Annotated in this window: 10 protein-coding genes; 2 read left to right on the plus strand and 8 right to left on the minus strand. The window is 66.5% G+C overall.

What is annotated here, in order from left to right; genetic code table 11:
• Positions 1 to 154: 154 nt before the first annotated feature.
• On the minus strand, positions 155 to 2,287 hold the full coding sequence (locus HOY44_RS05245) for a calcium-binding protein (protein ID WP_287433478.1): 2,133 nt from the start codon (positions 2,285 to 2,287) through the stop codon (positions 155 to 157).
• 320 nt (positions 2,288 to 2,607) lie between these two features.
• Between HOY44_RS05245 and HOY44_RS05250 the strand changes: the two genes are divergently transcribed.
• Entirely contained in the window at positions 2,608 to 3,420 is an 813-nt protein-coding gene (locus tag HOY44_RS05250) for a division plane positioning ATPase MipZ (RefSeq protein ID WP_287433479.1), read from the plus strand.
• On the opposite strand, the gene HOY44_RS05255 is transcribed toward HOY44_RS05250, so the two are convergent.
• Genes HOY44_RS05255 through putA form a run of 3 tightly spaced genes read right to left on the minus strand, consistent with a single transcriptional unit; the run spans position 3,388 to position 8,633 of the window.
• Positions 3,388 to 4,224 (minus strand): metallophosphoesterase family protein, encoded by an 837-nt coding sequence (locus HOY44_RS05255; RefSeq protein WP_287433481.1) that lies wholly within the window; start codon positions 4,222 to 4,224, stop codon positions 3,388 to 3,390. The two genes, HOY44_RS05250 and HOY44_RS05255, sit on opposite strands and share 33 nt — an antisense overlap.
• A complete protein-coding gene (locus HOY44_RS05260; RefSeq protein ID WP_287433483.1) occupies positions 4,221 to 5,156 on the minus strand; it encodes a diacylglycerol/lipid kinase family protein in 936 nt (311 codons plus the stop codon). Before HOY44_RS05260 ends, HOY44_RS05255 begins: the two co-directional genes overlap by 4 nt.
• Positions 5,157 to 5,216: 60 nt before the next feature.
• Entirely contained in the window at positions 5,217 to 8,633 is a 3,417-nt protein-coding gene (gene putA, locus HOY44_RS05265; protein ID WP_287433484.1) for a bifunctional proline dehydrogenase/L-glutamate gamma-semialdehyde dehydrogenase PutA, read from the minus strand.
• Positions 8,634 to 8,694: 61 nt separating this feature from the next.
• Here putA and HOY44_RS05270 point away from each other — a divergent pair, with 61 nt between their 5' ends.
• On the plus strand, positions 8,695 to 9,201 hold the full coding sequence (locus HOY44_RS05270; RefSeq protein ID WP_171042857.1) for an Lrp/AsnC family transcriptional regulator: 507 nt from the start codon (positions 8,695 to 8,697) through the stop codon (positions 9,199 to 9,201).
• On the opposite strand, the gene HOY44_RS05275 is transcribed toward HOY44_RS05270, so the two are convergent.
• The 4 genes from HOY44_RS05275 to HOY44_RS05290 all read right to left on the minus strand — a co-directional run bounded on the left by HOY44_RS05275 (position 9,191) and on the right by HOY44_RS05290 (position 12,989).
• Complete coding sequence (locus HOY44_RS05275) at positions 9,191 to 9,808, minus strand: nucleoside/nucleotide kinase family protein (RefSeq protein ID WP_008334395.1); 618 nt, start codon at positions 9,806 to 9,808, stop codon at positions 9,191 to 9,193. The two genes, HOY44_RS05270 and HOY44_RS05275, sit on opposite strands and share 11 nt — an antisense overlap.
• Positions 9,809 to 9,844: 36 nt before the next feature.
• Positions 9,845 to 11,005 (minus strand): amidohydrolase family protein, encoded by a 1,161-nt coding sequence (locus HOY44_RS05280; protein ID WP_287433486.1) that lies wholly within the window; start codon positions 11,003 to 11,005, stop codon positions 9,845 to 9,847.
• Positions 11,006 to 11,070: 65 nt separating this feature from the next.
• Positions 11,071 to 11,934 carry an alpha/beta fold hydrolase gene (locus HOY44_RS05285; RefSeq protein ID WP_138421673.1) on the minus strand — a complete coding sequence of 288 codons (864 nt, stop codon included), beginning with the start codon at positions 11,932 to 11,934 and terminating at the stop codon, positions 11,071 to 11,073.
• Positions 11,931 to 12,989: a branched-chain amino acid ABC transporter permease gene (locus tag HOY44_RS05290; RefSeq protein ID WP_287433488.1), complete on the minus strand. Its 1,059-nt coding sequence runs from the start codon at positions 12,987 to 12,989 to the stop codon at positions 11,931 to 11,933. Before HOY44_RS05290 ends, HOY44_RS05285 begins: the two co-directional genes overlap by 4 nt.
• Position 12,990: the final 1 nt, after the last annotated feature.

Here is a 12,990-nt window from a genome sequence, read left to right on the forward strand (position 1 = left end):
CGAAACGCAGTCTGGGGCAATCGTGGCCCACTGTCCGGCCTTTTGCCATGCGCGGCAAGGGTGGTCATGCGTGATTGCGCAGGCCGGCCGCACCCGCCGACCTGCGCACACCGTGGCCCCCGCCCGGCTGGACGAAGAGAGGCCCCGGTGATCCTCAGAACACGAAATCGTCGGCACCAAGGTCGCGCGCGTCGATTGCGACGAGGAACGCTGTCCCTTCGCCGTAGTCGATGAGAGCGCCCGTGGTCCTCTCGCCGTCGATCCGTGCCGTCGTGTTCACGATGGTAAGGTCGGAATAGCGCGCACCCGTTTCGGACAGGTCGAGCGTATCCTCGCCCGCGTCGTAATCCGTGACCACGTTCGACCCCGCGCCCTTGAACACGAAGCGGTCCGCACCCTGCTTTCCGCTCAGAATGTCGTGTCCGGGTCCACCGACCAGAACGTCGTCACCGCGCCCCGCGATGATGACGTCATCCCCGCTCCCGCCGTAAAGCCAGTCGTTGCCCCGCCCGCCCTTGAGGGTATCGTGGCCCGCCTCGCCGAAAATCTGGTCATGCCCGCGATTGCCGCGCAGGTCGTCGTCCCCCGGCCCGCCGAGGATCGTGTCCGGCCCTTTGCGCCCCTTGGTGAAGTCGTCCCCGGTCCCGGTCAGAATCTTGTCGCGGCCCTTGTTGCCCTGCACCCAGTCGTCGCCGCCGCCCGCGTTGATGAAATCGTGCCCGGCCCGGCCCCAGATCTCATCGCTGCCGTCGGTGCCGTAAATCCGGTCGGCGGTCATGGCGCCCGAGATATATTCCGGTGCGGCGAAGCGGTCGGCAGCGGCGTTCAGAACGTATTCGACCATGACCACCTCGAACGGTTTCAGGGTCACGTCGATGACAGCGGAATTGCCCAGATCGCCCGCCGACAGCGGGTCGGTTTCGGCAAACCACCGCGCCTCGTTCCAGTGGGCCGCGTCGTTGATGAGCGATATGCGCTGGCCGGACATCGACGAAAACCCCGGCACATAGGCCGACACATCCAACTCGACATCCTGTGTCGCCGCGTCGCGCGACGAGATGAAGACGACGAAGCGGTCGGCGCTGCCGTAGCTGTTCACCTCGACCGTCTGGACCGCCGCATCCGCGGCGCTGAACCCGTTGTCCAGCACCTCCAGCCCGATGGTGTATTCCGCCATCAGCCGGAACGCCTGCCCGCGCGCGGTCAGCTTGTCGCTATCGGCCCCGTCCCGGTCAGTGTGGCTGCCCGCGAAATCGACCGAGCCGTCCAGTTCGATGGGCCAGACATTCGCGCTGCTGGCCCCCATCCGCACCAGCCCTTCGAACATCTCCAGCACGACGCCCGCCGATTTCAGCCCCCATTGCTCGCGCGCTTCCCACGCAACGCCCCATTCCGTCACTGCGATGTCCAGCACCCCGTGGCGCGCCGGATCGAAGGCCGCGCTCCACTGACGGATGTCCCACTGCATTTCGCGGAAGTAACGGTCGGCCTTTTCCGGCGCGGTGTCCCCGATGTTCAGGGGATCGGTCGTTTCGACGAAATAGTAGTGCTCGATCAACCCGTCGATCGCCACCTTCGCCGCGTCGGTGAGCTCGGCCAGCACGTCGATGTTGGCCTGCGTGACCTTCGCGGGCCAATCCATCCCGTTGCCGTAATAGACCCCGCCCAGCTTAAAATCGCGGCCCCATTGTTGGCCGGACTGGACGAGGATTGCGGGTTGATCGGCCCCCGCCCCCAGAACCCTGTCCAGTCCGGCCTGCGCTGCAATCGCCACGGCATTCGCGAGGATGCCGTATTCCTGCGAGGTCACCCGATCCACGGCGCCCCAGTATTCGTTCCCGATCTCGAACCCGTCGATCACCGCCTCGGGGTGGCGCGCGACGAGGTCCGCGACGAACTCCCCGATCTCGGCCACCGCCGCCATGTCGAGCCTGCGCGGCGCCTGCCCCACGGGGTCGCCGACGAACAGGTGGCTCGTCGGCAGCACGATGGTCGCCGCCCGGCCCTGCGCGGTGGTCCAGTCGAGAAAGGCGTCCAGCCCGATGAAGCTGTAGGCATCGGTCACATGGGCGGGCAGCGTGTTGGGATCGTCATAGAACGCGGCCCCCCACTCCTCCGTCATCGTCCCGCCGGGATAGCGCAGGCCGGTGACGCCAAGCTGATCGACCGCTTGCACGAAGCTGCCGTCCGGGTCGAGCGAGTTGAGAGAATAAAGCGTGTTGCCGCCGAACAGCTCTGACCGCACCGTCAGGCCCGTCGCAGGCTGATGGGTGAGTTCGAGCTTCATGGGTCCCCCGGTCCGCAGACAAGTATTCCGTCGCAATGCGACGAAACCGCCATTATCTGCCCCCAAACCCGCCTTGTTCTTACCTTATTCCTGCCACATTTCCCTATGAGCGATTTGGAAACAGACTGTGCGGACCCCTCCGGCCCACCCCCGCGCCATCACGCGCCGATGCGCTTCGCCGGGTGCTTCGCCGCCGGATGCGGATGGCCTTCGTCGCGTCAGGGCAAGGGCGGTTCCGCTTCCAAATCCCGACCTCCCACCATATAGTGTGGCAAAGCGTCGGCACAGGCGCATCATCGGGACAGTTTCGGGGGCCGGGCGTGGCGCATATCATCGTTGTGGGGAACGAAAAGGGCGGGGCTGGCAAGTCGACCGTTTCCATGCACGTGGCGACCGCGCTGGCCCGTCTGGGCTTCAAGGTCGGCGTTCTCGACCTCGACCTGCGTCAACGGACCTTCGGCCGCTACATGGCGAACCGCGCCGCGACCATCGCCAAGGAAGGCGTGGACCTGCCCTCGCCCGTCTACCACGAACTGCCCGAAATAGATCAGGCGAGCCTCAAGCCCGGCGAAAATCCCTATGACCGCAGGCTCTCGCAAGCCGTGGCCGAGATCGAGCCGACCTGCGATTTCATCCTGATCGACTGCCCCGGCTCCCACACCCGGCTAAGTCAGGTGGCGCATACGCTGGCCGACACGCTCATCACCCCGCTCAATGACAGCTTCGTCGATTTCGACCTGCTCGCCCATATCGACAGCGACTCGAACAAGGTGCTCGGCCCCTCGGTCTATGCCGAGATGGTGTGGAACGCGCGCCAGCTTCGCGCGCAGGCGGGTCTTAAGCCGATCGACTGGATCGTGGTGCGCAACCGGCTGGGGGCACAGGCGATGATTAACAAGAAAAAGATGGGCGACGCGCTCAAGAACCTGTCGCGCCGGATCGGGTTCCGCACCGCGCCCGGCTTTAACGAACGGGTGATCTTCCGCGAGTTGTTCCCGCGCGGCCTGACGCTTCTCGACCTGCGCGACGTGGGCGTCGTCGGTCAGATGAACATCTCGAACGTGGCCGCGCGTCAGGAACTGCGCGACCTGATGAAAGAGCTAAAGCTGCAAGGCGTCACCGTCGATTTCTGACCCGTCCAGCGGCACCAGCCCGGCGCCCTGACGCTTGAACCGCGCCTGCGTGCGCTCGGTGAAATCGGTGCCGTCGGCCTCGACCGCCATGCGCGTAACGGTCAGCCGGTCGCCGGTCATGTCGAGCAGGGCGAAATCGTTCACCTCGCCGCGCAGGCGGCTCGACAGGCTCGTGCCGGCATGAACCTGAATCGGGCCGACATGGCCGGGGCGCGTCAGGAACGGGCCGGTGTGCCACATATGCAGATGCCCCGACAGCACCACATGGGTGCCGCAGGCCTTGAGCCGCTCCAGCATCGGCTCGGCCCGTTTCATCGGTGTCTTGTGGCTCGCATGATCCTGCTCGAACGGGTGATGGGCCATCAGGATGTTGAACCGGTCGTCCGGCCCACCGTCAAACAGGGAACAGACCCGCCGGATCGCGCCCGCCCGTGCCCGGCCCCGCTGCCCGGCGAACCGATCCACCGTATTCAGACCCGCGACAAGGTAATCCTCGCCCTCGTGGCAGGGCTCCAGATCCAGCGCGATGTTCTCGCGATATTTTCGGAACGGCTTCAGAAACCTGTCCCACGGTTGATAAAGCGGAATGTCGTGATTGCCCGGCACCGCCAGCCAGCGCGCACCGAGACCGTCAAGAAACTCCCGCGCCGCCGCGAACTCCCGCGACCGGGCGCGTTGTGTCAGATCACCCGACACCACGACCAGATCCGGCTGCGCGGCGTTAATCGCATCGGACAGCGGCGCGAGCAATTCGGGGCGCGCACGCCCGAAGTGAAGGTCGGACAGGTGGACGAGACGGCTCATGCCGGACGCGGGCCGGCCTTAGGGCGGATGACGTCCAGCCCGCGCTGGTCCAGCCGTATGCGATAGGGCCCGCGCATCGGTTCCTTCTCGCCGTCGCGTACGACGAGCCGCTTGTGCTTGCCCGGATCGATCACGATCTCGCGCCCGGTGACGAGGCGGAAGTCCCGCCCTTCCTGCATCCGGCGCGCGGCGAGTTTGGCGGCGTGTTTCACCAGCCCCCAGCGCCCGACGTCATCGGCAAGGAACAGCGCCAGCTTGCCCTCGCGCACCTCGTCGGCCCCTTGCAGAGCGAAGCGTTCAAGCTGGAAGGCCGAGTTGCAGACGAAGGCGAGCGGGGATTTCACCGACATCCGCTCGCCATCCACTTCGATCTTCATCGTCATCGGGTCGTAGAATTTCACCAGCGCCCGCAGGACCGACCAATAGGCGGCGATGCGCGAGCGTCCGAATTGCTTATAAGTGTCTTCACGCTGCTGAAGGATCGCGGAATAGACCCCGATCGAGGTGTTGTTCAGAAACACCTTGTCGTTCACCCGACCGATGGCCGCCGGGCGCACCTCGCCGTCGCAGATCGCGGCCACGGCATCCTCGGCCGTTTCCGGGATGCCGAGCGAGCGTGCGAAATAGTTGAACGTCCCCATCGGGATCACGCCCAGCGGCACGCCCGAGCCGACCATCCGGTTCGCCACGCCGCAGATGGTGCCGTCGCCCCCCGCCGCGATCACGGCAGATGCCCCGGCGTTCAGGGCCCGACGGGTCAGCTTCTCGACCGAGCCGCCCCGTTCGTCGACGTGAAAGGTCACCCGACCGCCATGCTTGGCGACGCAGGCCTCGAGCGCATCGGTGATGGCCGTGCCTTCACGGCGCCCCGAGCGGGCGTTGATCACCACATGGGTGTTCATCAACTGTGGTTCGTTGGTTCGCTTCAACATACTCGGGGCACGCTCTGTCGACATCGGTGACCTAACGGCGCGCCCCGAGATTGGTTCCCTCTACCCGGCAGACTTCGCAAGCAAATCGGCGTTACCGCCCGCGGCTGTGGTATCCACGCACAGGTGCCGCTCGTGGCAGACATGCGCGCGGTCGGGATAGCCGGTGATAAGCGGCAAGATCGCGCCCTTACGCGCCGCCAGCGCCTTGGCATAGATGCGCGCCGTGTCGGCCTCGCCCCACCAGATCGCGCCCGAGAAACCGTCGAGCGTTACCAAAGCTTCCGGCGTCAGCTCGCCTTCCGGCACGACGGCCTCGCCGCCTAGCGCGCGCACCACCTGCGCCTGCGCCTCGGCGGCGCGGGTGCCGGGCCCAAGGCACAGGATCGGCGGACGCGTCCAGTGCGTCAGGCGGTTCAACTCCCCGGTCGGGCCGGGCAGCAACTCCTCCGACACCACCTGGTCCCTGTGATCGGACAGGGCGCGTTTCACCGCGGGCGTCTCGGCAATGATCTCCCACGTCTGATCGGCCATCGGGGTGGGCGACGCGGTGAAGCGAGCGACATAATTCGGCCCGCCCGCCTTCGGACCCGTGCCAGACAGCCCCTCGCCGCCGAACGGCTGACTGCCGACAATTGCGCCGATCTGGTTGCGGTTCACATAGGCGTTCCCGACACGAATACGGCGCGACAGGTCTTCGACCCGCCCGTCGATGCGGGTGTGCAGGCCGAAGGTCAGGCCGAACCCCCGCGCGTTGATGTCGTCGATCACCCGGTCGATATCCTCGGCCCGGAACGTCGCCACATGCAGCACGGGGCCGAACACCTCGCGCTCCAGATCCGCGATACCGCCCACCTCGATCAGCGTCGGCGCGACGAAGGTGCCCGTCTCGGGCGCCGCCACCCGATGCAGCACCCGCGCCTTGTGGGCTTCGACATAGGCCTCGATCCCCGCCTTGGCCTCGCCGTCGATCACCGGCCCCACGTCCGTCGACAGATGCCACGGATCGCCCAGCGCCAGCTCGTCCATCGCGCCCTTGAGCATCTCGATCAGCGCCGGCGCCACGTCCTCCTGCACGTAAAGACACCGGAGCGCCGAACAGCGTTGCCCCGCCGACTGGAAGGACGAGGCGACGATGTCGCGCACCGCCTGTTCGGGCAGAGCGGTGGAATCCACGATCATCGCATTCAGCCCGCCGGTTTCCGCGATCAGCGGCGCACCGGGGGCGAGGTGTTCGGCCATCGCGCCCTGAATGATCCGCGCCGTTTCGGTGGACCCCGTGAACACCACGCCATCCACCCGCGCATCCGAGGTGAGTGTCGCCCCCACCGTGGCCCCGTCGCCCGGCAGATATTGCAGCGTACTGCGCGGCACCCCCGCCTCGTGCATCAGGCGCACGGCCATCGCGGCGACGAGCGGCGTCTGCTCGGCGGGTTTGGCGATCACCGCGTTGCCTGCGGCCAGAGCGGCGGCGATCTGCCCGGTGAAGATCGCGAGCGGGAAGTTCCACGGGCTGATCGCCGCGATGATGCCGCGCGGGCCTGCCGTCAGCTTTTCGCCCTCGTTCGCGTAATAGCGCAGGAAATCGACCGCCTCGCGCAATTCTCCCACCGCATCGGGGATCGTCTTGCCCGCTTCCCGGTGGAGCGCGGCGAAGAGCGGGCCAAGCGCATCCTCATAAAGATCGGCCGCCCGGCGCAGGATCGCCGCGCGCTCGGCGGCGGGCGCATCCCACGGCGCCGCCCCGACGAGCGCGCGCTCGACGCTGTCGGCATCCGCATCGGTCACGGTCGCAATGCCCTCTCCCGTCGCCGGGTTGACGATCTGCCGGTCCGTGCCCGTTCCCAGACGGTCCGACAGGATCGGCTTTGCCCCCGGCATCTCGATCTCGCGCGCCTCATAGATGCGCGCGAGCGTCGCCGCGTCGGACAGGTCGTAGCCCTGCGAGTTCAGGCGCCCGGCCCCGAAAATCGCGGACGGTTTCGCCAGAACCTCGGCCCGCTTGACCTCGCTCACCTGTGTGATCGGATCGGCGGCGATGGTTTCCGGCGGCACGTCCTCATCCACGATCTGATTCACGAAGCTGGAGTTCGCACCGTTCTCCAAAAGCCGCCGGACGAGGTAGGCGAGCAGATCGCGATGCGCCCCAACGGGTGCATAGATGCGGCAGCGCGTGCCGTTTTCGCGCATCACGATGTCGTGCAGCCCCTCGCCCATCCCGTGCAGGCGCTGGAATTCGTAATCAACCCCCTCGGCCATGTGCAGGATCGCGGCGACGGTATGGGCGTTGTGCGTGGCGAACTGCGGATACAGCCGGTCGGCATATCCGATCAGCTTGCGGGCATTGGCCAGATAGCTCACATCGGTCGCGGGCTTGGTCGTGAACAGCGGAAAGCCCGGATGTCCCTCGACCTGCGCGTGCTTCATCTCGGTGTCCCAGTAGGCCCCCTTGACCAGCCGCACCATGATCTTGCGGTCCAGCGCCTCGGCGGTGGCGTGAAGCCAGTCGATCACCGCCCCCGCGCGTTTGCCATAGGCCTGCACGACGACGCCGAAACCGTTCCAGCCGTGCAAGGCCGGGTTGCTCAGAACCGCGGCGATCACCTTGAGCGACAGCGCCAGCCGATCCTGTTCCTCGGCGTCGATGTTCAGGCCGATGTTGGCTTCGGCGGCCTGGCGGGCAAGATCGGTGACGATCGGCACAAGCTCCCGCATCACGCGGTCTTCCTGCGCCACCTCGTAGCGGGGATGCAGCGCCGAGAGCTTGATCGAAATGCCGGGGCTTTCTGCCACCGGCTTGTCGCGGGCCACATGCCCCATGCGCTCGATGGCATGGGAATAGGCTTCGTGATAGCGCCGCGCATCGCGGGCGGTTCGCGCCGCCTCGCCCAGCATGTCGTAGGAATAGGTGTAGCCTTTGTCCTCCTGCTTCTTCGCCCGCTTGATCGCGTCTTCGATGGTCTCGCCCAGCACGAATTGACGCCCCATTTCGCGCATCGCTTGGCCGACCGCGACACGGATCACCGGCTCGCCCAGACGGCGCACCATGCCCCTGAGCGTGCCCGCGACACCCGGCTGATGATCGTCCAGCACCCGGCCCGTCAGCATCAGCGCCCAGGTCGAGGCATTGACCAACGGCGAGGCCGCCTGCCCCATGTGCCGGCCCCAGTCGGACGGCGCGATCTTGTCTTCGATCAGGGCGTCGATGGTGTCCGGGTCCGGCACGCGGAGCAGCGCCTCGGCCAGACACATGAGCGCGACGCCTTCTTCCGTGGACAGGCCGTATTCGCCCAGAAACTGCTCCATGATCCCCGGCCTTTCGCCCTCTCGAATCTGGCGGACCAGCGCGACCGCCCGCGAGTGAATCGCCGCACGGTCCTTGGTGGACAGGCGGGCATCCACGATCAGGTCGGGGATCAGGTCGGCTTCGGGGGCGAATTTGGCAGTGTCGTCAAACGGGGTCATCAGCGTATCGCGCATCTAGGGCTCCTTTGGCGGCAGGATACCCTCTCAACGCTGGACTTATCGCCCTTGTTTCGCGATGTTGCAGGCGAAAGCACCGAAGTTGAGGCTAATATTGGACGATCAGCATACGTTGGACCCGATAGACAGGCGAATCCTGTCGGCCCTCACCGAAAACGCGCGCCTGTCCATCGTGGAACTCGCCCGGCGCGTGGGTCTGTCGAAAACGCCGGTGGCCGCGCGGGTGAAGGCGTTGGAGGATCGCGGGATCATCCTTGGCTACCGCGCGATCCTGTCACCCGAAAAGCTGGGGCTGGCCCATGTGGCCTATGTCGAGGTGCGCCTGCTCGACACCCGGCAGGCCGCGCTTCAGGAATTCAACGACGCCGCGCGCCGGGTGCCGGAAATCGAAGAATGCTACATGATCGCGGGCGGGTTCGATTACCTGCTCAAGGTCCGCTCGCGCGACATCGTGGATTATCGCCGCGTGCTGGGCGAGACCATTTCTTCGCTGCCCCATGTCTCGTCGTCCTCCACCTACATCGCGATGGAGGCGGTGGTCGAACAAAGCTACGTCACGCTTTGAACCGGATCACGTAGTCGGCCTTGCGGGAGCGGTCGCGCACCACGCGGGCATTGACCAGATCGTTGTTATGGGCGCGAAAGAGCGCGTCTTCGGGCGGATGGCCATGCCGCGTCCACCGCTCCACCAGACGACGTTCAAGCTCGTCTTCGTCGACCTCGAGCGTCACGGTCACGTCCCACAGGCGCGCAAGCTCGCGCCACGGGTCGTCGTCGAGCAGAAGGTAGTTGCCCTCGACCACGAAGATATGGGTATCCGGCGCGATGCGCCCGCCTTGCGGGACCACAGCATCGGCGACCCGGTCGAAGGTCGGGTAATGCGCCTGCTGGCCGCTCGCCAGCGCACGCACGAAGCGCACGAACCCTGCCGCGTCGAAGGTTTCGGGCGCCCCTTTGCGTTCGAGCGTGCCTTGCGCGGCGAGCGTCGCGTTGTCCATGTGGAAACCGTCCATCGGAATCCACTGGGCCTGCGGCAAGGCGCCCGCAAGCGTCTCGGCCAGTGTCGATTTGCCGGACCCCGGCGCCCCCACCACGGCGACGAGCACGCGGGAACGCCCGACGGAAGTTCGTCGCAGAAGGTCGGCAAGGTCGGTTTCGCTGATCTCGGTCATGCGACGACACTGCCGCCGTCGCGAGTTCTGCGCAAGTCACTCGGCAGCGAGGGCGAAATCCGCGCGCGCCGCGATGAGCCGCAGGGCGAGCGCGCCGGACAGATAGGCGATGCGACCCCCGCAGATCGTCCCCTCAACCGTCCGGGTCGCGGCATTGAGGATGGTCAGGTCCGCGCGTAGTCCCGTCTCGATCCGACCCCGGTCCTCAAGCCGCATGATCCGCGCGGGCCCGGTGGAAATCATCGCCCAGGCCTCGGCGAATCCACGCGTGCCGCTATCGACCAGCGCAAAGACCGCCTCGACCAGAGCCGCGGGATGATCGCGCGAGGCCAGCGCATCCCCCATCCCCTTGGACAAAAGCGCGATGGTCGACACGCCGCCCGCACGCGGCCCGGCCCCGAGGATATCGGCGGCGCAGAACACGATGGGGTTTCGGTTGCACCGCGCCACCGCCGCCGCCCCGGCGCGCAGCGGAAACTCGGCCAGCCGCGCGCCCAGCGTTCCCATCCGCTCGCGCGTCTCGCCGTCCGGGTCGTCATGGCTGCCGTAAATCACGCCCAGCCGGTCGAAGGCCTCGGCCAGCGCCAGCAGGTGACGCGGCACATCCGGCGCGGCATCTTTAGCCATGCGCAGGCGGCGGATGAACTCCTCCGGCCTGCGCCCCTCGGCCTCGGCCCATGCGACCAGCTTGTGCGACGCCCGGTGCGACATCGCGATGGCTTCGGGCAGCCCGTCGGTGAAGATCACCTGATCCACCTCATGCGCGGTCACAGCGGCGATCAGCGCCTCGCGCGTTTCCGGCATGTGGGTCTCGACCCGCAGTTGCAGCCTGAGATCGCAAAGCGCCCGGCGCCGCGCCATGCCCAGCGCCGCCAGCGTATCCATCGCGGCCTCGGGGCTGCTGGCACCGCCCTTCCACGACCAGCCCTGCGCGATCCAGCCCGTCGTGATGCCATGCGCCGCCGCCTCGCGGTCCAAGGCGGCAAAGGCGGCCCCGTGGGTCAGCGCGCCCGCCCGGCCCAGCGGCCCCATGTTCAGATCGACGATCCCCGGCAGGACCAGATAGCCCGACAGGTCAACCTGCGGCGCATCGCCTTGCGCAATCCGACCGTCCTTCAGGGCCACCGATCCGCGCGACAAGGCGCCGTCACGCAGCACCTCGGCGCCCATGAACCTCAGCGGGGGGAGAGTTGTCATTTTCGAACCTGCGCTCAATTTCCAACTGAGATAACAGGTCTATGTGTCGCTCACATGACGTGCGGTCAGGTGTCGGCGGCGCTGGTTTCGACCAGGGTCTCCAAGAGCCCGGCGATCCATTCGGTATCGGCCGGGCGCGTCAGCGTCGGCGCGTGGCCGCAGTCGTCATAGACCGTCACACCGGGCTTGGGTCCGCGCGCCTTCATCGCCTCCGCGATCTCGGCGGTCAGCAGGTCCGATTGCCCGCCGCGCACCACATGGGTCGGCGCGGTGATGCGGTCGAACACCTCCCACAGGTTTGTCGAGGCGCGGTCCCCGTCCAGCACAGCGATGATCCGGGGGTCGTAATGCAGCGTCAGCCGCCCGTCGGCCCTGCGCCGCACGCTCGCCTCGGCCATGCGCCGCCAGAATGCATCGCTCGCCGGCCCGAACGGCAGATAGACCTCGCGCAGCCAGGCCTCGGCCTGTGTCAGGGTTTCGAAGGTCGGCAGGTCGGCGGAATAGGTCACGATCCGGTCCAGCGCCGCATCCGGCACCTCCGGCCCGATGTCGTTGATGACGAGGGCCGAGATCCGGTGCGGTGCCACATCGCCCGCCACGGTCATGCCGATCTGCCCGCCCATCGACGTGCCGATCCACGCCGCGCGCTCGGCGCCGTAATGGTCGAACATCGCCACCGCCATGCGCGCGTAGTTGGGCAGCACGTAATCCGTCTCGGGCCGGTCGGACCACGTGGAATAGCCGCGCCCGATGGTATCCGGGCAAACCACGAACCAGCGATCCGTCAGCGCCATCGCAAGCTCGTCGAAGTCGCGCCCGTTGCGGGCCAGCCCGTGCCACATCACCAGAAGCGGCTTGGTCGCGTCGCCCCATTCCATGACGTGCAGTTCATGGCCGAGAAGCGGGAGGTAGACCGAGCGCGGGGTCATTTCGCCGCCCGCCGCTGGATGATCGTGCCCGCGATCCCGGCCGGAAAGAAATAGACCAGAAGGATGAAGATGATGCCGAGCCACAAAAGCCAGCGGTCGGGACTGAGAAGGTCGGGCAGAAGCGGCAGCGCCTCGGTCGCGTTCGCGGCCACCTCCATCAGGTCACGCAGGTAGTATTGCGCCATGACCATCAGCGTCGCACCGATCACCGCGCCCCACATGGTGCCCATGCCGCCGATCACGACCATCAGCAGAATGTCGATCATGATCGCGAAACTCAGCGTGGTATCCGGCCCGGTGTATTTGAGCCATGTCGCATAGACCGCCCCCGCCAGCGCCGCTGCGGTCGCCGCGATGACGAACACGGCGGTGCGATAGGCGACGACGCGGTAGCCGATACCTTCGGCCCGCGCCTCGTTCTCGCGGATCGCCTGAAGCACGGTGCCCAGGGGGCTGGCCACGATCCGCAGCATCGCCCAGAACAGAACCGCGCAGGAGATGAAGACGAAGTAATAGGCCGCGATCTTGCCGTTCATGCGCACGTCCATGATGCGCAGCACCTTGCCCTCGTCATCCGTCAAAAGCTTGGTCGCGGGCTTGAAGATCGACTGGACGGAATAGGTAATCCCGTCCTCGCCGCCCGTAAAACTCGACAGTTGCGAGGCGAGCACAAGTGCCACGCTCGCCGCCGCCAGCGTAATCATGGCGAAGAAGATCGCCTTCACGCGCAGGGACAAAAGCCCGATCAGCACCGCGACGATGGCCGAGACCAGCACACCCGCCAGCACCCCGACGATCCAGTAGCCCCACGTGCTGTCGCCTTGCTTCATGGCGATGGCGACACCGTAGGCCCCGAACCCGAAGAACATGGTATGCGCGAAACTCACGATCCCGGTGTAGCCGATCAGGAGGTCATAGCTCGCTACCAGCACGATGAAGACGGCGATCCGCGCGGCGACCTCGATCTGGCGCACGTCCTGAAACAGGAAGGGCGAGAACAGGAGCAGCCCCCAGATGGTGAGCGCGATGATCTTGACGGTGATTTTGCCGTTCATG

The sequence above is a fragment of the Maritimibacter sp. genome, assembly GCF_016774595.1.
Lineage (GTDB): Bacteria > Pseudomonadota > Alphaproteobacteria > Rhodobacterales > Rhodobacteraceae > Maritimibacter > Maritimibacter alkaliphilus.